Raw genomic sequence first — 20,054 nt, forward strand, 5'->3', positions numbered from 1 at the left:
TCAAAAACGTGTTGTCAGATTTTTCTATGTCTTCTCTTATTGTAGACGCAGGGCTCATATTTGTACAGACAAAAAAAAGAATCTGCTTAAAAAAGCAGATTCTTCCGTATCTTTATTGATAAGTAATACGGTCAACCGTTTCCCGGTCTAATTTTTTAATCACTTCTGTGATCAATTTTACCGTATTCTCATAATCATCCCGATGCAAAATAGCGGCATGAGTGTGAATGTAGCGCGTCGCGATCGTAATGGACAGCGCCGGCACTCCGTTTGCGGTTAAATGAATGGAACCTGAATCCGTGCCCCCTCCGGCAATGGAATCGAATTGATAAGGAATTCCCGCTTCTTCCGCCGTGTTCACGACAAGGTCGCGCAGCCCTTTGTGAGATACCATTGACGCGTCATACAGAATAATTTGCGGCCCTTCGCCGATTTTGCTTTGTGCCTCTTTTTCAGAAATTCCCGGTGTATCTCCGGCAATTCCGACATCCACACCGAACGCGATATCAGGCTGAATCGTATGTGCCGCTGTTTTCGCCCCGCGAAGCCCGACTTCTTCCTGAACCGTTCCGACCCCGTATACTTCATTCGGATGATCGCTGTTTTTCAGATTTTTTAATACATCGATGGCAATCGCGCAGCCGATACGGTTGTCCCATGCTTTTGCCAATAAATGCTTTTCATTGTTCATCACTGTAAATTCAAAATACGGCACAATCTGGTCACCCGGAAGAACGCCCCATTCCATTGCTTCTTCACGGCTGGACGCCCCGATATCGATGAACATCTCTTTAATATCGGCGGCTTTTTTTCTGGCGTCAGGAGGCAGAATGTGAGGCGGTTTCGAACCGATGATCCCCGTGATGTCCCCTTTTTTTGTCACGACGGTGACGCGCTGGGCCAGCATGACCTGAGACCACCAGCCGCCGACGGTTTGAAAGCGGAGAAAGCCTTTATCAGTGATTTGCGTCACCATAAAACCGACTTCATCTAAATGCCCTGAGATCATGATTTTCGGACCGTTTTCTTTGCCCGTTTTTTTGGCGATTAAGCTTCCCAGCCGGTCTGTTGTGACATCATCAGCAAATGGTTCTATGTATGATTTCATCACTTGTCTTACTTCTCTCTCATTTCCCGGTATCCCTTTTGCATCCGTTAACGCTTTCAGCATGGTGAGCGTTTCATCTAATTTTGTCATCAATAAACCTCCTTTTTTTCACTACCCTTCTTATTATACAAAACCAATGCTGAAGCATACGATTAATTCGCCTGAAAAACGGGTAAATGTTTTTATCTATTCTTTTAAAAAAATGAAACCTTTTGTTTTGTTTTTCGTATTACATCAGATCATGACAAAGGTGAGGAGGTGCCTTCACACATATGGCCATTACAGTATTGAGGATTGTCTTGCTTGCACTTCTTATTTATTTTATTTACATGGGCGTCAAATTCTACGCAAACCCGAAAAGAAGGCTCAGACTGGCGCAATCAAAAGAGAATTTTTATTTTATTGACGAACAGAAAAACACGCGAAAAAATCTCCAGCTTACTTATAAAGGAGTGCTCTTTGAAGGAGAAAAGCATATCCCTTCCAAAGATCATCCGCTGTTTATTCATACGATATTTGTATGGACCGAAAATCCGGAAAAGCTGAACCGCTTTTCTGCAGGTGATTTTGAAGAAGTCGAAAAAAAGGTATTGGAGCGGTATCCGAATTGCAAGATTGATTGGGACCAGCCCATCAAAAAAGCGAAAAAAGCAGGCGAGCGATAAGCTCTCCTGCTTTTTATGTTTTATACATCAAATACATCAGCACAAGGGCGGCTTCAATGAGAAAAAGCAGCGGCACCCCGTATAAAAAGGATTTGTGTTTCGTTTTATGCCTGAAGGTGCGCATGCCGATCCATACGCCGAGTGAGCCGAACATGGCGGCTGTGAGCCATATTCGTTTCTCTGATATTCTCCACCTGTGCGCCTTTGCTCTTCTTTTATCAGCGCCCATGATCCAAAAGCCGTATCCGTTTATCAACACGGCGTAAATGAGGAGAGCCATTGATTGTCACCCTTTACGTAAAAAAACCGCTCCCGGAAAGAGAGCGGCTTTTTCAACTTACTTGTCTAACTGAGCTTTAGCAGCATCAGCAAGCTGATTGAAAGCAGTAAGATCGTTTACAGCAAGATCAGCAAGCATTTTGCGGTTTACTTCGATGCCTGAAAGCTTAAGACCGTGCATTAAACGGCTGTAAGAAAGACCGTTCATACGTGCAGCAGCGTTGATACGAGTGATCCAAAGCTTACGGAAATCACGTTTTTTCTGACGGCGGTCACGGAATGCATAGTTTCCTGATTTCATGACCTGCTGGTTTGCTACTTTGTATAATCTATGTTTTGAACCGAAATAACCTTTTGCTAATTTAAGAACCTTTTTACGACGCTGACGCGACACAGTTCCGCCTTTTACTCTTGGCATTATATTTCCCTCCTAATTGTTCCTTGTCCGATTACTTGATGTTGGCAAGCTGTTGTTTGATGCGTTTGAAGTCTCCTGCGCTCACAATAGCACCCTTGCGAAGCTTACGCTTTTGCTTTTGGGATTTGTTGGCGAATAAGTGACTTGTGTATGCATGAGAACGTTTTAACTTCCCAGAACCTGTCTTTTTAAAACGTTTAGCAGATCCGCGGTGAGTTTTCATTTTTGGCATGGGATTTCCTCCTTATTGCTTTTCGTTTTTCGGCGCGAGCATTAAGAACATGCTGCGGCCGTCCATTTTTGGTTTTGTTTCGACTGTCGCAACTTCCGCACATGCTTCAGAGAAACGGTCCAATACGCGCTGGCCGATTTCTTTATGAGTGATTGCGCGCCCTTTAAAGCGGATAGAAGCTTTCACTTTATCGCCTTTTTCAAGGAATTTAATCGCATTGCGCAATTTCGTGTTAAAGTCATGCTCATCGATCGTCGGACTTAATCTAACTTCTTTTAAGTTAATGATTTTTTGATTTTTGCGTGCTTCTTTGTCCTTTTTCTGCTGCTCGAATCTGAACTTACCGTAGTCCATGATGCGGCAGACAGGCGGTTTTGCATTTGCTGCAACTAACACAAGGTCAAGATTTGCGCGGCCGGCGATTTCAAGTGCTTCCTGACGGGACTTGATGCCGAGCTGATCGCCATTTTGTCCGATCAGACGAACTTCACGTGCACGGATACCCTCATTAACCAATTGATCTTTGCTAATAATGAGCCACCTCCATAGTTTCTTCGAATTGATTCACAACGCTTGTTGACTGCATTCTGCAGGCAAACAAAAAGTGCGGGCATGACAACACACCCACACTACGAACATCTGCATAAATAAAAATGTACGGTCAACCTGCCAACTACATGAATGTGTCAATCAGGTGAGAAGCGGGTGCCTCTGCTTGTGATTTATATTCAATTCAATAACTATTCTACACAATACCGGATCATTAGTCAAGAATGACTTCTCCGGATCAACTTTTTCATTTTAACACGATGCCATTGTGAGCGCAAGGAAAAATGTGAAATTTCGTTCTTTGCCGCACGCGGACGTGCCAACACAATAAAAAAACCCGGGTCTATGATCCGGGTTTATCCTCCGATGAGCTGAACGAATACCGGAATAACCAGCACCGTCACCACTCCTACGACGACAACCGCGATACTTGCCATTGCCGCTTCTACTTCCCCCATCTCAATACCGACCGCAACACCGAGTGCGTGTCCTGATGTGCCGAGAGCCAGTCCCTTAGAGATCGGGTGTTTCACTTTAAACAATTTTAAGAATAGAGCGCCCAGAGCATAGACGATAACGGCGTTGAAAATAACGGCGAAAGCGGTGATGTCGGTGATGCCGCCGATTCCTTTTGACAGCGGAAGGGCAATTGCCGTTGTCGCCGCCTGCGGAAGCATGCTTTTCATAACGGCTGCGTCAAGATGAATGCCTTTTGCGATCAAATAGACAATCGTGACTGAGCAGATAGAGCCGACAATGATAGAAGACATGATCTGCCACCAGTATTTTTTCAGTTTGTCACGCTGTTTGTATAAAGGGATCGCAAAAGCGATCGTCGCGGGCTCCAGGAAGAATTTAATAATGTCTCCCCCGCTTTTATAATCTTCATATGAAAAACCGCCGAGCTTCAGAAAAAGGATTCCAAGCACCATCGCGACAAACAGCGGGGTGAAGAGGAAAAAGCCTCTCGTTTTTTTAAATAAATACGTGCCGATGCCAAAGGCCGCAAGTGAAACGACAATACCGAAATATGGACTCATCCGATTTCCCTCCTAATGCTGCACAAGTTCTTTTTCCTGATTGGAACGGCGCACCGTTTGTTTTTCAGGGGCTGCCTTCTGACGTTTTTGGCTGACAGACAAGATCAGCTGAGAAAAAAGGCCCGTCGCCCCTAACAGAATGATGGTGGCGAGTAAAATGACGAGTGCGATCTGCACGCCGTACTGCTGCATGACGCCAAGTGAATTCATCACGGAGATGCCCGACGGGACAAATAAAAATCCGATCAGTGACGTTAATGATGTTCCCAGCGTTTCTACTTGTTCAAGCTTAATCACTTTCAGGCATAAGAGGACAAATAATAACACCAAACCTACTACGGAAGCGGGTATAGGAATGGGGACAATCGCTGCAATCCCATTAGATATGAGCATAATTACGGCAAAAATAAATGCTTGTGTCAGAAATCCGTACACTTTTTTCGCACTCATTTTCTTCACCTCTTTCTCTTTGTTAGGTCCATTATAAAAGAGAAATCGCCTTTTAAAGCGCTTTCATAACAAACGGCTGAATATTCATTCTGAAATGCAAAAAACGGCTGCTGAAATGCAAAAGCCGCCTCATATAATATGAAGCAGCTTTTTTAAGTCCTTGGCGTATGTACGGCTGACGGGAATTTTAGAGCCGTCTTTTAAGATAAGATTGTACGTCGAATTAAACCACGGATGAATTTCCGTAATATGCTCCGTATTCACGATGAACGCGCGGTGCACTCTCAAGAAACCCGTATCAGGCAGTTTTTTCTCAATGACCGCCAAAGTTTCATGAACGGAATAAGACGCGGCAAACGTTTTAACGGAAACGTGTCCGTCCTCCATGCCGGCGAAAATAATGTCCTTCGTATCTAAAATGACAATAGATTCACCGGCTGATACAGCCAGTTTATGCGCTCCGGCTGCGGACGGCTGCTCTGAGACGGCTCCTGCCCTGTCCCGCTTCACTCTTTTAAACTTTCTGATCGTCTGGCGCACTCTTTCTTCATCAAAAGGCTTCGTTAAATAATCGAGTGCGTCGACTTCAAAGGCTTTTAAAGCAAATTGGTCATACGCCGTCGCAAAAACGACGGCCGGCGGATTTTTCATGTTTTTCAGCCGTTTGGCAATGTCAAATCCGTTTTCTCCTGACAAATCAACGTCCAAAAACAGCAGATCCGGTTTTTGATCCATCATACTGTCAAAAGCGGATTCAATATTTTCAGCTTCGTTTATGTCACTTACTTCATTCGTCCGTTTCAGCAAATAAGCTAATTCATCTCTTGCCAGCATTTCATCATCAACGATTAACACCTTCAGCATGTTCTTCTCCTTTAGTCATCAGTTTCAAAGGCAGCTCAAATGATACGTCCGTACCTTTGCCGGCCTCACTTTCCAATCGCAGGGCTGCTTTGGGGCCGAACAGCCCGATCAGCCGCTGATTTAAATTGTAAAGCGCGGTTCCCGTCCCTTCTTTAGACGGGAGCGGACGGTTTCCGAGCACGGACAGCAATTCCGGATCAATTCCCCGCCCGTTATCTCCAACCCGCATTAAAACCGACTGACCGGCGGATACCACGCTGACATTGACGGCACAGCTGTCCTGCTTTCTTGAAAATGCATGGCGGAGCGCATTTTCGACGAGAATCTGCAGCACAAAAGGAGGAATTTCGATGTCCTCCAAACCGCGTTCGATTTCAAGACTGATTTTATATTTCCCGGGAAAACGGGCCTGCTCCAATGATAAATACGCCTGCAGATGGTTCAGTTCTTTAGAAAGCGGGATGAGCAGCTGCCTTGCCCCCTGCAGATTGGAACGGAAATAGACGCTCAGCTGCAGCAGAAGCTTTCTGGTTTTTTCCACATCCGTACGGCAAAGAGCAGAAATCGTATTGATCGCATTAAACAGAAAATGCGGATTGACCTGTGCCTGAAGCGCCTTTATTTCTGCGTCTTTCAGCAATTTGCTCTGCAGTTCCGCCTCGCCGAGTTCAAGCTGGGTGGAAAACAGCATGGCGAGTCCTTCTGCAAGCTCTTCTTCAACCCGGCTTAAACCTGACGGGCTTTTAAAGTACATTTTCAGCGTCCCGATCGTTTTGCCGTTTGACGTCAGCGGCAATACGATCGCCGCATGCAGCGGACAGGGATCGTGCGTGCATTCAATTTCTTCCTTTGATGTCGCTTTCATAATATGACCCGTTTTAATGACGCGTTTTGACAATCCGGTGATCAGGCTTTCAGACGGAATATGGTGGTCGGCACCCGCGCCGACGTGCGCCAAGATCTTTTCGTTATCCGTAAGCGATACCGCGTCCGTTCCTGTTTGCCTGTGAATGATGGCGGCGACGCTTTTGCATGAGCTTTCATTCAGCCCCTGGCGGAAAAACGGAAGCGTCTGATCGGCAATCATCAGCACCCTATGGGTTTCAAGGGCTCTCGCCCGTTCTTCCTTCCGGATAATCGACTGAATGATCGAAAGAAAAATAAAAGTTCCTGACCCGTTTACCAATATCATCGGGATGCTGATGATGCTCACAAGCGTCCAAGCATCAGAAAACGGCTTGGCCATCAAGAGGATGAGCAGCATTTGCAGCGATTCCATTCCGAGTCCGACAAGCGCGGCCACCCGCGGTGTCGGCATCGCATAGCGTTTTCTGAAATACCGTCCGATCCATCCGGACAAAATGCCCGCTAAAACGGATGAGACGGCACAGCTGACTGCGGTCGCGCCGCCGAGTGATAAACGATGCAGGCCGGCCAGTATGCCGACGCCGATCCCCACATACGGGCCGCCTAAGAGTCCGCCGATTTCAACGCCCATAATTCTTGTATTGGCAATTGAACCGGACGGATTAATTTGAAACACCCAGTCATTATTCATGATTGTATTCCGCTGAATTTCTATTCCCGTATAGTTGCTGATGATACTGAACAGCGAGAAAATTGAAATCAGCACCGCTTTGCCTTTATAGCTCTCAGGCTGCTGGAGCGCCTGTCTGAACAATCTGGTATGAGCCAGAACAAATCCCAATATGACGATAATTCCGACTCTTTCCAGCATCATGATGATCAAATGCAGCATACTTTTCACCTGTTCTTTCAAATTTAATTTTATCACGTTTTAGAGCCTGAGACAGAATCTGACACAAACCTGCCTGTTTTTTTCAAATCATCTGAAAACAAATCTTTCACAGTCTATATATCTATTGTAGAATAAACGGGAGCCTTGCGGCAGAGAGTTTCAGAATATAACAAAGAGGAGAAGATCATGAAAGCCGTATTTTTTGATTTGGACGATACACTGTTATGGGATGAAAAAAGCGTCAGAACAACATTCAGGGAAACATGTTTACAAGCGGAAAAAAAATATGGCCTTGACCCGCATACATTTGAAGATGCGGTTCGGAAAGCGGCACGGGAATTGTATATGTCATACGAAACCTATCCTTATACGGTCATGATCGGCATTAATCCATTTGAAGGATTGTGGGCGAATTTTTCCGAGCCGGTCAGCGAAGGATTTAAACAGCTGAATCGGATTGCGCCGGAATACAGACGAAACGCCTGGACGAACGGCTTAAAAAGCGTCGGTATAGACGATGCGGCTTACGGCGAATATTTGGCGGAGTTTTTCGCGGCGGAACGCAGACAGCGTCCGTACGTGTATGATGAAACGTTTGCGGTGCTTGATAAGCTGAAAGGTGTTTATGAATTGCTTCTGCTGACAAACGGCGATCCCAGCCTGCAGAAAGAAAAACTCGCCGGCGTTCCTGAGCTTGCGCCTTATTTTAATGAAATCGTCATCTCAGGCGCTTTCGGAAAAGGGAAACCCGACGCCTCCATATTCGAACATTGCCTCGGCCTCCTGAACCTGAAAAAAGAAGACGCCATTATGGTCGGAGATAACCTCAATACTGATATATTGGGAGCGAAACGGGCAGGCATTACGACAGTCTGGATAAACCGGACGCAAAAGAAAAATGATACGGACATTGCGCCTGATTACGTGATCAGCGATCTTCACGAGCTGTTTGCGATTATAGAGAAACAAAAAGAAAGATAATTTTATACGCAAAAAAACCCCATTCTGAATGAACGGGGTTTTTTGCATTTCCGGTTATTTTTTCGCTTCGGCTACAGCCTTTTTCACAAAATCGTCCAATGAGACGGTTTCTGATTTCTGCTCGCCGTATTTCCGGACGTTTACCGCGCCGTTTTCCGCTTCTTGGTCACCGACCACAAGCATGTACGGGATTTTTTGCATTTGCGCTTCACGGATTTTATAGCCGATTTTCTCGTCCCGGCTGTCAAGCTCGACACGCAGGCCTTCACGCTGCAGGCGCTCCTGCACTTTTTTCGCATAGTCAAGATGCACGGACGGTGATACAGGAATGACTTGGAACTGCACCGGCGCAAGCCATGTCGGAAGGGCGCCTTTGTGCTCTTCGATTAAGAAAGCAACGAAACGCTCCATCGTTGACACGACACCGCGGTGAATAACGACAGGGCGGTGCTGTTTGCCGTCTTCTCCGACGTAAGTGAGATCAAAGCGTTCCGGAAGAAGGAAGTCAAGCTGTACAGTTGACAATGTCTCTTCTTTGCCGATCGCCGTTTTCACCTGTACGTCAAGCTTAGGGCCGTAAAACGCCGCTTCGCCTTCCGCTTCATAGTAGTCATGGCCGATTTCGTCCATTGCCGCCTTCAGCATGGATTGCGCTTTGTTCCACATCTCATCATCATCAAAATATTTTTCCGTATCTTCAGGATCGCGGTAAGACAGGCGGAATGTGTAATCACTCAGGCCGAAGTCTTCGTATACGTCTTGAATCAAACGGACCGTGCGGATGAATTCTTCTTTAATCTGGTCAGGGCGGACGAAAATGTGCGCGTCATTTAACGTCATGCCGCGTACGCGCTGAAGACCTGAAAGCGCCCCGGACATTTCATAACGATGCATCGTTCCCAGCTCTGCGATGCGGATCGGAAGCTCGCGGTAGCTGTGAATGTCCTGTTTGTAAATCATCATATGGTGAGGACAGTTCATCGGACGGAGCACGAGTGTTTCATTGTCCATTTCCATCGGCGGGAACATGCCTTCCTGATAATGTTCCCAGTGGCCCGATGTTTCGTACAGGTCTTTGCTTCCGAGAACAGGCGTATAGACGTGCTCATAACCGAGGCTCAGCTCTTTATCCACAATGTAGCGCTCGATCACGCGGCGGATGGTTGCGCCTTTCGGCAGCCAGAGCGGCAGGCCTTGTCCGACTTTTTGAGAGTTGGCGAACAATTTTAATTCTTTGCCCAGTTTTCGGTGGTCACGCTCTTTCGCTTCTTCAAGCATCCGCAAATGCTCTTTCAGGTCATCTTTTTTAAAGAAGGCCGTGCCGTAAATGCGCTGAAGCATTTGGTTTTTGCTGTCGCCGCGCCAGTATGCGCCCGCAAGGCTCAGCAGCTTAAATTCTTTAATTTTGCCTGTAGACGGCACGTGCACGCCGCGGCACAGGTCAAAAAATTCGCCCTGCTCATAAATGGAGACCGTTTCGTCTTCTGGGATGGCATCCAGCAGTTCAAGCTTCAGATTATCGCCGATTTCCGCAAACATGGCTTTTGCTTCATCACGGCTCACTTCTTTTCGGATAATCGGCAGATTTTCACCGACGATTCGTTTCATTTCTTTTTCAATCTTCGGAAGGTCATCCGGCGTCAGCGCCTGCTCCATTTCAACGTCATAATAGAACCCGTTTTCAATGACGGGACCGACACCGAATTTCACATCTTTATAAATGCGTTTAATCGCCTGGGCCAATAAATGCGCCGTGCTGTGCCGCATGATGTTCAAACCTTCTTCTGTGCCTTCTGTAATGATTTCTACGGCACCATCCTCTTGAATCGGCGTTCTTAAATCAATTTCCTGTCCGTTCAGTTTTCCGGCTAAAGACTTTTTCTTTAATCCCGGACTGATGGATGCCGCGATATCTTCTGTTGTTGTTCCTTTCGGAAATTCCTTTACCGCTCCGTCCGGAAATGTGATGTTGATCATATCTGACATCTTCGTCACTCCTTTTTTTATGCAAATCAAAAACCCCGCCCCCTATGAAAGGGACGAGGTTAAATAAACGGAATCGTGGTTCCACCCTTTTTTCCGCGCGGCCGATTGTTTCGGCACCTGCGGCTCTAAACTCTGTAACGGGAGTTCCCGTCAGCTATTACTGGCGCTTCTTCCGGCGTTCACAGCTGAAGTTCAAAGGCGGTAAAGACAATGATCCATAGCTGGAAAGCTTTCAGCCTGGGCTCTCCTCTCTTATAAAGCCGGTATCAATGCTTCATGTCCTTATCAATACGTGTAGCAATCATTAATCTTTTATGTATTATAAAATGTCTGTGAGAAAAATGCAACTCGGTTTTCCGTCTGATTTCGCACAGACAGCCCTGCCGCTTACACAAGGCCGTCCGTGCGGCTATCCTTCCGTCTTCTCGGCTGCAAACGCGCCCAGCGGAAAAAGGCGCACCCTCTCCTGAAACACGTTTTGAATCGTTCTGGACATCATATGCTCCGGTTTGTCCGTATACAGTTCTACCGTCTCAGGCGCAATGGAGATCAGCGGCGCAAGGAGATGGGAATCTATATACATCGGGTGCTCCCGCACAAACCGTCTGTCTATGTATTTTTTCTGTTCCCGTTCTGACAAATAGCGCAGCTCCCACAGCGTAAAAGCCCGGTCATGTACGATGCGGACTTTCTTCATCCGCGGCGGATTGGATGTCACATAATCTCTCAGAGACTGGATAAAGTTTTGATATTCCTGTTCCATCCGGTATTCATCTATCGCAGCCTCCGCGTATTCTCTGAGCCGCTCATAATACCTGCCGAGCCGGAACGTCTGAAACGAACGCACGGAAAAAACACCCGCATCAAGTGAAATCGTCCGGAGCGCATCTGAAATAAACTGTGTGCGCGGCTCTTTCTTCGGCTCGAACGGATGATCATCAAGCTCTCCTTCCATAATGCTGTGTGCAAGCTGAAGGATTTGCTGCTGTTCATCCTGATCGGTGAAGCAGTATGCATCCTCAATAAGCGAAAGCATATGCTCGTCTTCTTTGCATTCCAAAAAAAACCTGACAAGTATCGGCTCAATAAAGCGCTGAACGCAAAAAGCCGTTTCAGACCTTGCGATTCCGACTTTTTTTATGCCTTCACGGACAATAAAATGTCTCCGGTCGTCCGATTGCTGAATGAGATGTAAAAAAGCGGCGGTATCGTGGTCATCTTCAAAGATCACTTCAAGCATATTTGTCCCCCCTTACGGCATCTGTTACAAGTATATGGGGGATGTTTTTAAAATAGACGTAAAGGTTAGCTTTCACCGCCGAACAAATGGCGCACCTTCTTTTTAAATATAACGGGAAGCGATAAAAATACGATGTAAAGACAGATCACGCCGAGTACGGTCAGCACATTTCCGGACATAAAGCTCGCGCCGAGCACATTCAGGACGATCGTCCCCGGAATGATGCCCGCTGCGGTCGCCAAAAAATACGTCATCGGCCTGACTTTCGATAGGCCCGCGGCATAGCTGATCACATCAAAGTTAACAGGCAGAATACGCAGGATAAAAATATAAAAGAAGCCATTGGTTTTCATCTGTTTTTGAATGGCTTCCATTTTTCCATGACGGCTTTTCTCATTAAAGGCAAACAGCCCCGCCGCAAAAAAAGACGCGGCGGCAGCGCCCATTGAGCCCGCCAGCGTATACATGGTGCCGAAAAACGGGCCGAACGCCAATCCTCCGGCGACGGAAACGATTGATACGGGAAACAGCACAAAAGGCCTGACGATGGAAATTCCGATAAACACAAGCGGCGCAAAAACACCGAACGATAATACCCACAGCCGGATCTCCTTAGGCGACAGATTCAGATATTTGCGGTTTGCCCACAGCAAAAGGCCCGCTCCCGCCGCAGCCGCAGCCCAAGTGACAGCCTTCTTATTCCTCATTCCCTTCAAATCCTTCCCATTGGACGCCGGCATCATGAACGGCGGCGGTTTTCCCCGTCAAGACGGACGGGCGAAGCCAAATATAAAATCCGCTCCATCAGTCTTGCCGCTTTTACTTCTTCCTTTTCTCCCCGCTGTGAATACGTAAAATGATGCTTCAGCTCGTCAGGTGAGAAATTAGACGAGAAGAAAGTGGGAAGCTGCTGGCTCATTCTGTGCTGAAGCACGGTGCCGATGACCTCATCTCTGACCCAGCTTGTCATTGACTCCGCTCCGATGTCATCAAGCATCAATACGGGCGTCGTTTTCACCATATTCAGTTTCGCCTCCAACGACTGATCCTGGAGCGAGTTTTTCAGCTCTCTGACAAATTCGGGAACATATACGATCATTGATGAATACTCTTTTTCCGCCAGTTCGTTAGCAATGGCGGCTAAAATAAATGTCTTTCCGATTCCGAATTTTCCGTACAGATACAGCCCTTTGCCTTTTCCCGTTTCATTATAGCTCTTCAGAAAATCCGTCACATGCTGGAAAATGCCGACTCTGCTCGGATCGGTAATGTCGATCTGCTGAAACGTCGCGCCGAGAAGATCCTGCTGGATATACATGCTCTTCATCAGGGACTTTTGCCTTTTCTGGCGGTCGAGCTTTCTCTTTTCCGGACATTCGTAATATTCAATATCAATGGAACGCCCGTTGATCACAAGCTTCGGATGATAGCCTTCAAGCAGGCTGTTCGTCCGGCTGTCTTTCGAACAGAAGGCGCACTGTTTGCTTTGCTGAACGAATTCGTACAGTTTATTTAACCCTCTGTCAATCATGCTTTGATTGATTACATCTTTCTGTTCCTTCAAAAAAGCCTGGACGTCTTCGTCGGCCATGACTTGCTGCTGCATTCGTTCCAGGCGTTTTTGAAAGTCAGGTCTTTTCGTCACGCCTTCTAAGGATCGGCTGATCGGTTCCATTCAATATCACCCCGCTTCTCTGTCTCAATAGGCAGAGTATTTTTTCAGTTTTTTCATTTCTTCCATCATTTTTTTCTTCTGTTCTTCAAGATCCTGCGCGGAAAGAGCCGGCTGTTCTTGTTTCTTCCCGGTTTCTTCTTCTTTCATCCAATCAGGGCGCTTTTCTTCCCGGACAGTTTTTTTGCCGCGCGCCGCGCCGTTTGTTTTGCCGTCCGCCCAATCAAGATATTGCCTGTGCTCTTCTATTGCGAGCTTCATTGCTTCCCGTACCGTTTTGACTTTCTTTCTGGCCCAGTGGGCGGCGATTTTTTGGATATAGTTTTTGGACAGCTTCATATCCGTTTTCAGCATGACATAATAAATCAGCACATTGGTGACGCCGGGCTCAAGCTTTTGTTCGAACATAATATCGGCGATAATCTGCAAGTCGGCTTTTGACGGCTCGGTCCCGTCCGCAATGTCTTGAAGAAGCTTTCTCGGTGATATGGTCTCAAGCTGTGCGATGAGTTCGCCGTTCAATGAATCGTCCTTTTCCGTCCGGTTTTCTCTCAAGGTGACAGGCTGTGTTTTATCAATCAGTTCCGGAAGCTTACCGCTTCTTTCAATTTGGTACCAATCGCTGGCCGCTTTCCTCAGCGCTTCGGCCGTTATCGTATCCTGTTCATTAATTGCGGTCATGACGACGTGCTGCATGGAGATAGGATCTATTCCGTATAAATATGAAAGCTTTTTAATGCTCTCCCGCACGTCCTGCGTGATTGATTTGCGCGGTATCATCGTTTCTGACAGTCCCGCCATGAAAAGCTCAAAATCAAATACTTCCTCCGTCACCGTATAGGAAGGCGCTTGTCCGACAGACGCCGTCTCATAGTCCTCGGGGAGCTTCATCGCCTCTTCCATATCAGGCGTCATTTTCCATTCACTCGGCTGAAAAGAGGCAAAAGCGTGATTAAACGGACGGGTAATGTCCCTTGCGCCCGCGCCGACGGAAGGGTGCGTGTAAAATTGTCTCAGCTGCTGGTATTTCGTTTTACCGACTCTGTTATAAAGAAAGACATTCAGCATGCCGTCTTCAAAAAAATCATTCGGTCTGAGCGGGGGCAGCAGCTCATAAATAAACATCCGCTCTTTCTGCTCGGACTCCCGGATATACACTTTCAGCAGCCCGATTCCTTCAAGCTTTCCCTGTTCATGATGAATCTTTTTTAAATTTGACTGCATCATGCCCATCAGCTGCCTGTGCGAGGATTCCGCTCCCCACAAGCGGTTCTGCTCAAGCTCCCCCCATAAGGTCATATAAAGGGAGAATGCAAAAGAACCGATCAGCGGCTGGTACAGATGTGTCAAAACCTGTCTGTCGACCTCCTGAAGAAGCGAACGGCTTTTGACCGTATAAGGATCTACAGGCAATACGTCATTCCAATAGTCAGCCATGATTCTCAAACCTTCCGATATGTTTCTACTCTCATTTTACACCGTTTCTGCGATCTATCAAATGCCAATTTTGCTCATGAGAAAAGAGCCAGACACAATCTCTTAGCTCTCTCAGCGTTCTTTCTTTATTAAATCTTTCAATTCATCGATAAACACGTTTATATCCTTAAACTGCCGGTAGACGGAGGCAAAGCGGACATAAGACACCTCATCGATTTTCGCCAGACGGTCCATTACCATTTCTCCGACAAGTTCGCTTTTGACTTCAGATACACCTTGGTTTCTCAGTTCTTTTTCAATGTCAAAGCACATGTCTTCCAATGTTTTTAAAGGAACGGGCCTTTTTTCACAAGCTTTAATTAACCCGCGCAGCATTTTTTCACGGCTGAATTCTTCCCGGACGCCTTCTTTTTTCACGACGATCAGAGGCATCTCTTCAAACTTCTCAAATGTAGTGAAGCGGTAATGGCAGGCTTCGCATTCCCGCCTTCTGCGGATTGATTTCCCTTCGTCCGCAGGCCGTGAATCAAGTACGCGGGAACCGTTGTGCTGGCATGAAGGACATTTCAAATTGGATCAGCTCCCATCTGTTTCGTTGCTGTAATGCGGTTCGCAAGCTTCCGGTAAATGCCCGCCAACGTTTCTAGGATGAGCCTATTTGTTGGGAGAGCCGATAGACCGGCCTTATCTTTTCTATTTTACAAAAAAAATGCTTAAAGAAAAAGCAATGCTGTTTTTTTACATTAGAAAAGGAGCATCAGCTTCAAAGCACGTAATGGCTTTTTCAGCTTAGCTCCCTTGTGTTTGCGTTTTGAAAATTACAGTACTTTCGCTTGTGCCTGTTTAATCTGTACAGGCCCCATTCCTCTCGGTATTTCAATGTTTTCTCTTGTATCTGCATGTAATGCGTCCGCAATGTAATCCGCAGCCACATTAGGATCCAGGTCTCCACAAGTATAAACATCAATGCTTGCATATCCGTGTTCAGGAAAACTGTGAATCGTTAAATGTGACTCAGAGATGATAACGACTCCGCTTACGCCTTGCGGTGCAAATTTGTGAAATGCGACCTCGCGCACTTCAGCTCCTGATTTCAAAGCAGCATTTACAAACGTTTTTTCAATAAAATCCATGTCATTGAGCTTATCAAAATCGCATCCCCACAGCTCGGAGATGACGTGACGCCCCATTGTTTCCATAATCATGGACCCCCCTTAACAAGAATTAAAAAAGTGAATTTCCGAGAACTGACCCGGCCATTTACCACGGGGGAAAGTTAGTCCGGAGAGGTCCTAACCCTTTAAGTAATTCCGAAGCAGTCACGAGCAAGAAGTTCACGAAAGATAGTATACTGTGTTTAAGTTTATTTTGCAAGGTGTGTTTTTTGCGAATATGCCGTTAAGGGTTTTTTTCTAACAAATGTCCATGATCTTTAGTCTACACAGCTGACGGGTGTTTCATTCGCGCGGCGACGTGACGGATAAGATCAACGACCCGGCAGGAATATCCCCATTCATTGTCATACCAGGCGAGCACCTTTACTTTTCGGTCTTCCATCACCATCGTTGTCAGTCCGTCGATGATCGCAGAGTGTGAATTCGTATTATAATCCGAAGAAACGAGCGGCTCATCCGAATAATCAAGAATTCCGTACATCGACGTTTTTGCGGCTCTTTGGAAAGCGGCGTTTACTTGCTCGGCCGACACATCTGTTTTCAGATCGCAGACAAGGTCCACTAATGACACATTCGGAACGGGAACACGCAAAGCGAGACCGTGAAGTTTTCCTTTCAAATGAGGCAGCACGAGCGACAGCGCTTTGGCGGCGCCTGTAGAAGTCGGAATGATGGATTCTCCGCAGGCTCTCGCCCTCCGCAGATCTTTATGCGGATTGTCGATATTTTTTTGATCATTCGTGTAAGCGTGAACAGTCGTCATCAGGCCGCTTTCAATCCCGAATTCCTGATCAAGCACTTTGACGACCGGCGCAAGACAGTTTGTCGTGCAGGATGCATTTGAAATAATGACATGTTCATCGGGATTGAACTGCTCTTCATTTACTCCCATGACAATGGTAACGTCTTCATTTTTGCCCGGGGCCGTTAAAATGACTTTTTTCGCCCCTGCTTCAATATGGCTCATCGCTTTTTCTTTTGAATTAAATTTCCCCGTTGCCTCTACGACGATGTCTATTCCGCATTCTTTCCACGGAAGCTCTCTCGGGTCCCGGCGATTGAACAGCATAATATGTTTTCCGTTGACGATCAGACTGTCGTCGGAGGTCTCAACTTCTTGATCGTATTTGCCGTGAATTGTGTCATACTTTATCAAATGAGCAAGCGTTTCCGGGGGATAGCTTGCATTAATGGCTGTTATTTGAATTTGATCATCTTCCATTGCTTTTCTGAACACCATTCTTCCGATTCTTCCAAACCCGTTGATTGCTACTTTTACCTTCATGCTCAGGTCACCCCTTTTTAATATGCCACTCTAATTTACCTTTATTTATATATAGTATAACACATTAAAAGAAATCCGCCAGTACAACTTGATAAAAATCCACCCTTATACCGATCAATATGTTGTTCAATCGGTTTTTTTGCATATAAAATGATCTTTCTTCCATAAAAAAAGCAGGATCAGCGTCTCAGGCTGCCTGCTTTTTTCTTATATTTGTCCCGGTTCTTTAAATTTGTCATTTAAAATGCTGTCCTCTAAAACGGAAGACACCTCGCCGTACCGTTTAGCAATATGCATCGCGCCCCAGTCGCACAGCGCGTTTAAAATTCTTTCCAGACTGTGCCCGTATTCACTCAGCTCGTATTCCACTTTCGGCGGCACCTGATTGTACACGATCCGGTTGATGACGCCGTCAGCTTCCAGCTCCCGCAATTGCTGTGTCAGCATCTTCTGGGTGATGTCCGGCATAAGCCGCTTCAATTCGCTTGTCCGTTTTTTCCCGCGCATGAGGTGGCAGAGGATCACACACTTCCATTTTCCGCCGATCACTTCAAGCGCCGCTTCTACGGATATATTGTATTTTTTCTTCAGCAACGGTAATTCCTCCTCATCTATAGGAACTAAAAAGTGCCTATGGCACTTAAAAGTACGTTCTTTTCAATGACACTTCTATCGATCATAATGACATTTGCCGGCTGAAAAGGAATGTACTCTTATACTTATATCGTTTACCCGGCATCATTTCAACCATACATTATCGTTCAAGGAGGAAAACAGATGTCTTCACATCGCCAAAGCTATTTACCAGCGCTGCTGGCATTAGCCGTCAGCGCTTTTGCGATCGGCACAACCGAATTTATCAGCGTCGGGCTGCTGCCGCTTATATCTCAAGATCTGCATATACCTGTGACAACGGCGGGGCTTACCGTTTCCATGTATGCTCTGGGCGTGACATTCGGCGCGCCGGTTTTAACGTCTCTTACATCCGGCATGTCGCGGAAAACGCTGCTGCTCTGGGTGATGTTAATTTTTATCGCCGGAAATACACTCGCAGCGAGCGCTTCCTCAATCGGCGTCTTACTGGCGGCACGGGTTATTTCGGCTTTTTCCCACGGCATTTTCATGTCAATCGGGGCAACAATCGCCGCCAATATCGTGCCGGAGCATAAAAGAGCAAGCGCGATTTCCATCATGTTCACGGGGCTGACGGTGGCTACGGTGACCGGCGTTCCGTTCGGCACCTATCTCGGCCAGCAATTCGGATGGAGAATCGCATTTGCCGTCATTGTGGCGGTAGGAATCATCGCATTCCTAACAAACGCGCTTCTCGTTCCGTCGCGTTTGCGCAAAGGGACGAAAACCGCATTTTCCGAGCAGGTCAAACTCGTCACAAACGGCCGGTTATTGCTTTTATTTATGATTACCGCGTTAGGCTACGGCGGAACGTTTGTCGTGTTTACGTATTTATCTCCGCTTCTTCAGGAGGTAACCGGTTTTCAGAAAGAAACCGTCGCGGCCATCCTGCTCGTTTACGGAATTGCGATTGCCATCGGAAACATGATTGGCGGCCGTTTATCAAACCGAAATCCGCTGAAAGCCTTGTTTTATATGTTCATTGTCCAGGCTGCTGTGCTGTTTGTTCTGACTTTTACCGCGCCGTTTAAAACAGCCGGGCTGATCACCATTATTTTCATGGGGCTGTTGGCGTTTATGAATGTGCCGGGGCTTCAGGTATATGTTGTGATGCTGAGTGAACGTTTTGCGCCAAGCGCCGTTGATACAGCATCAGCCTTAAATATCGCGGCATTTAATGCCGGAATCGCGATCGGCTCATTTGCCGGCGGAATCATTACAGACTCAATCGGAATCATTCATACCGCTTGGATCGGGGCGCTGATGGTGCTCAGCGCGGTCGTATTAACCGGATGGAGCAGGAAGCTTGAAAAGCGGGATCGCACTGCCCTTGAAAGGAGGTGAGTTTTTCTTCAGCGCATTTTGATTGTTTCAACAGACAACTAATAGGAGGAATATATACATGACAACACATTTACAAGCAAAAGCAACATTGCATAACGGAGTAGAGATGCCTTGGTTCGGCATCGGAGTTTTCAAAGTAGAGGAAGGCGCGGAACTCGTCAACGCGGTGAAAACGGCATTGGTGCACGGCTATCGCAGCGTTGATACCGCCGCGATTTACGGAAATGAAGAAGGTGTCGGCGAAGGCATCCGCCAAGGGCTACAAGAAGCGGGATTAAAACGTGAAGACATTTTTGTCACGTCAAAAGTATGGAATGCCGATTTAGGATATGAAGAAACGTTAAAAGCGTTTGACACAAGCTTAGAAAAACTCGGTTTAGATTATTTGGATTTATATTTGATCCATTGGCCTGTCGAAGGAAAGTACATCGATGCGTGGCGGGCGCTCGAAACCCTCTACCGGGATGGACGCATTAAGGCGATCGGGGTCAGCAATTTCCAAATTCACCACCTGAAACATCTCATGAAAGAGACGGAAATCAAGCCGATGATCAACCAGGTGGAGTACCATCCTCGTCTGACACAGAAAGAACTGCTTGCTTTCTGCACTGAACAAGGCATTCAGCTTGAAGCGTGGTCGCCATTGATGCAAGGTCAGCTGCTTGATCACACCGTCTTACAGGAAATCGCTGAGAAGTACGGCAAATCAGCCGCTCAAGTGATTTTGCGCTGGGATTTGCAAAACGGTGTCATCACCATTCCGAAATCAACTAAAAAACACCGTATTGAAGAAAATGCAAATGTCTTTGATTTCGAACTGTCAGCTGACGATATGAAGCGGATTGATGATCTGAACGAAAACCTCCGTGTCGGTCCGGACCCTGACAATTTTGATTTTTAACCAGAAAAACACCGTTCGGCTTTCCGAACGGTGTTT

Annotated in this window: 22 protein-coding genes and 1 other annotated feature; of the genes, 4 read left to right on the top strand and 18 right to left on the bottom strand. The window is 46.6% G+C overall.

Annotation, left to right across the window (positions count from 1 at the left end; genetic code table 11):
- Positions 1-112: 112 nt before the first annotated feature.
- Positions 113-1,198, bottom strand: a complete 1,086-nt coding sequence (locus tag NSQ37_RS20100; protein WP_007408096.1) for a M42 family metallopeptidase — start codon at positions 1,196-1,198, stop codon at positions 113-115.
- Positions 1,199-1,380: 182 nt separating this feature from the next.
- Between NSQ37_RS20100 and NSQ37_RS20105 the strand changes: the two genes are divergently transcribed.
- The gene (locus tag NSQ37_RS20105) at positions 1,381-1,773 is read left to right on the top strand and encodes a hypothetical protein (RefSeq protein ID WP_007408095.1); all 393 of its coding nucleotides are present in this window, start codon (positions 1,381-1,383) and stop codon (positions 1,771-1,773) included.
- A 13-nt stretch (positions 1,774-1,786) separates the two neighbouring features.
- On the opposite strand, the gene NSQ37_RS20110 is transcribed toward NSQ37_RS20105, so the two are convergent.
- From NSQ37_RS20110 to NSQ37_RS20145, 8 genes are all read right to left on the bottom strand, one after another.
- Positions 1,787-2,053, bottom strand: coding sequence for a DUF1294 domain-containing protein (locus tag NSQ37_RS20110; RefSeq protein WP_341124587.1), 267 nt, complete (start codon positions 2,051-2,053; stop codon positions 1,787-1,789).
- Between the two features lie 57 nt (positions 2,054-2,110).
- Positions 2,111-2,470, bottom strand: a complete 360-nt coding sequence (rplT, locus tag NSQ37_RS20115; RefSeq protein WP_007613019.1) for a 50S ribosomal protein L20 — start codon at positions 2,468-2,470, stop codon at positions 2,111-2,113.
- A 31-nt stretch (positions 2,471-2,501) separates the two neighbouring features.
- Positions 2,502-2,702, bottom strand: coding sequence for a 50S ribosomal protein L35 (rpmI, locus tag NSQ37_RS20120; RefSeq protein WP_003152493.1), 201 nt, complete (start codon positions 2,700-2,702; stop codon positions 2,502-2,504).
- Between the two features lie 12 nt (positions 2,703-2,714).
- Entirely contained in the window at positions 2,715-3,236 is a 522-nt protein-coding gene (gene infC, locus NSQ37_RS20125) for a translation initiation factor IF-3 (protein ID WP_071543361.1), read from the bottom strand.
- Between the two features lie 58 nt (positions 3,237-3,294).
- Positions 3,295-3,425, bottom strand: a sequence feature (ribosomal protein L20 leader region).
- A gap of 182 nt (positions 3,426-3,607) precedes the next feature.
- A complete protein-coding gene (gene lrgB, locus NSQ37_RS20130) occupies positions 3,608-4,291 on the bottom strand; it encodes an antiholin-like protein LrgB (RefSeq protein WP_007408093.1) in 684 nt (227 codons plus the stop codon).
- A 12-nt stretch (positions 4,292-4,303) separates the two neighbouring features.
- Positions 4,304-4,741 carry an antiholin-like murein hydrolase modulator LrgA gene (gene lrgA, locus NSQ37_RS20135; RefSeq protein ID WP_007408092.1) on the bottom strand — a complete coding sequence of 146 codons (438 nt, stop codon included), beginning with the start codon at positions 4,739-4,741 and terminating at the stop codon, positions 4,304-4,306.
- 129 nt (positions 4,742-4,870) lie between these two features.
- Positions 4,871-5,605, bottom strand: coding sequence for a LytR/AlgR family response regulator transcription factor (locus NSQ37_RS20140; protein ID WP_007408091.1), 735 nt, complete (start codon positions 5,603-5,605; stop codon positions 4,871-4,873).
- Positions 5,583-7,364, bottom strand: coding sequence for a sensor histidine kinase (locus NSQ37_RS20145; protein WP_341124591.1), 1,782 nt, complete (start codon positions 7,362-7,364; stop codon positions 5,583-5,585). Before NSQ37_RS20145 ends, NSQ37_RS20140 begins: the two co-directional genes overlap by 23 nt.
- Positions 7,365-7,550: 186 nt before the next feature.
- Between NSQ37_RS20145 and NSQ37_RS20150 the strand changes: the two genes are divergently transcribed.
- Entirely contained in the window at positions 7,551-8,345 is a 795-nt protein-coding gene (locus tag NSQ37_RS20150; RefSeq protein WP_341124593.1) for an HAD family hydrolase, read from the top strand.
- Positions 8,346-8,399: 54 nt separating this feature from the next.
- Here the strand turns inward: NSQ37_RS20150 and thrS are convergent, their stop codons facing one another.
- The 9 genes from thrS to NSQ37_RS20195 form a co-directional block, all read right to left on the bottom strand.
- Positions 8,400-10,331 carry a threonine--tRNA ligase gene (gene thrS / locus NSQ37_RS20155; RefSeq protein ID WP_007613029.1) on the bottom strand — a complete coding sequence of 644 codons (1,932 nt, stop codon included), beginning with the start codon at positions 10,329-10,331 and terminating at the stop codon, positions 8,400-8,402.
- Between the two features lie 409 nt (positions 10,332-10,740).
- Positions 10,741-11,571 (bottom strand): putative sporulation protein YtxC, encoded by an 831-nt coding sequence (ytxC, locus tag NSQ37_RS20160; protein ID WP_015240356.1) that lies wholly within the window; start codon positions 11,569-11,571, stop codon positions 10,741-10,743.
- Between the two features lie 65 nt (positions 11,572-11,636).
- Positions 11,637-12,278 carry a TVP38/TMEM64 family protein gene (locus NSQ37_RS20165; protein ID WP_025285089.1) on the bottom strand — a complete coding sequence of 214 codons (642 nt, stop codon included), beginning with the start codon at positions 12,276-12,278 and terminating at the stop codon, positions 11,637-11,639.
- A gap of 32 nt (positions 12,279-12,310) precedes the next feature.
- Entirely contained in the window at positions 12,311-13,246 is a 936-nt protein-coding gene (gene dnaI, locus NSQ37_RS20170; protein ID WP_012118157.1) for a primosomal protein DnaI, read from the bottom strand.
- Positions 13,247-13,270: 24 nt separating this feature from the next.
- Complete coding sequence (locus NSQ37_RS20175) at positions 13,271-14,680, bottom strand: replication initiation and membrane attachment family protein (protein WP_341124597.1); 1,410 nt, start codon at positions 14,678-14,680, stop codon at positions 13,271-13,273.
- A gap of 111 nt (positions 14,681-14,791) precedes the next feature.
- Positions 14,792-15,250, bottom strand: coding sequence for a transcriptional regulator NrdR (gene nrdR, locus NSQ37_RS20180; RefSeq protein ID WP_003152473.1), 459 nt, complete (start codon positions 15,248-15,250; stop codon positions 14,792-14,794).
- A 248-nt stretch (positions 15,251-15,498) separates the two neighbouring features.
- Entirely contained in the window at positions 15,499-15,879 is a 381-nt protein-coding gene (gene speD, locus NSQ37_RS20185) for an adenosylmethionine decarboxylase (RefSeq protein ID WP_003152471.1), read from the bottom strand.
- A 238-nt stretch (positions 15,880-16,117) separates the two neighbouring features.
- Entirely contained in the window at positions 16,118-17,140 is a 1,023-nt protein-coding gene (locus NSQ37_RS20190) for a glyceraldehyde-3-phosphate dehydrogenase (protein ID WP_007408083.1), read from the bottom strand.
- Between the two features lie 207 nt (positions 17,141-17,347).
- Positions 17,348-17,734: a winged helix-turn-helix transcriptional regulator gene (locus NSQ37_RS20195; protein WP_003152469.1), complete on the bottom strand. Its 387-nt coding sequence runs from the start codon at positions 17,732-17,734 to the stop codon at positions 17,348-17,350.
- 183 nt (positions 17,735-17,917) lie between these two features.
- Between NSQ37_RS20195 and NSQ37_RS20200 the strand changes: the two genes are divergently transcribed.
- Positions 17,918-19,117, top strand: coding sequence for an MFS transporter (locus NSQ37_RS20200; protein ID WP_341124599.1), 1,200 nt, complete (start codon positions 17,918-17,920; stop codon positions 19,115-19,117).
- 58 nt (positions 19,118-19,175) lie between these two features.
- Positions 19,176-20,018 (top strand): aldo/keto reductase, encoded by an 843-nt coding sequence (locus NSQ37_RS20205; protein ID WP_007408081.1) that lies wholly within the window; start codon positions 19,176-19,178, stop codon positions 20,016-20,018.
- The last annotated feature ends 36 nt before the right edge of the window (positions 20,019-20,054 follow it).

This window comes from Bacillus sp. FSL P4-0334 (assembly GCF_038004825.1).
In the GTDB taxonomy this organism is placed as follows: Bacteria; Bacillota; Bacilli; order Bacillales; family Bacillaceae; genus Bacillus; species Bacillus velezensis.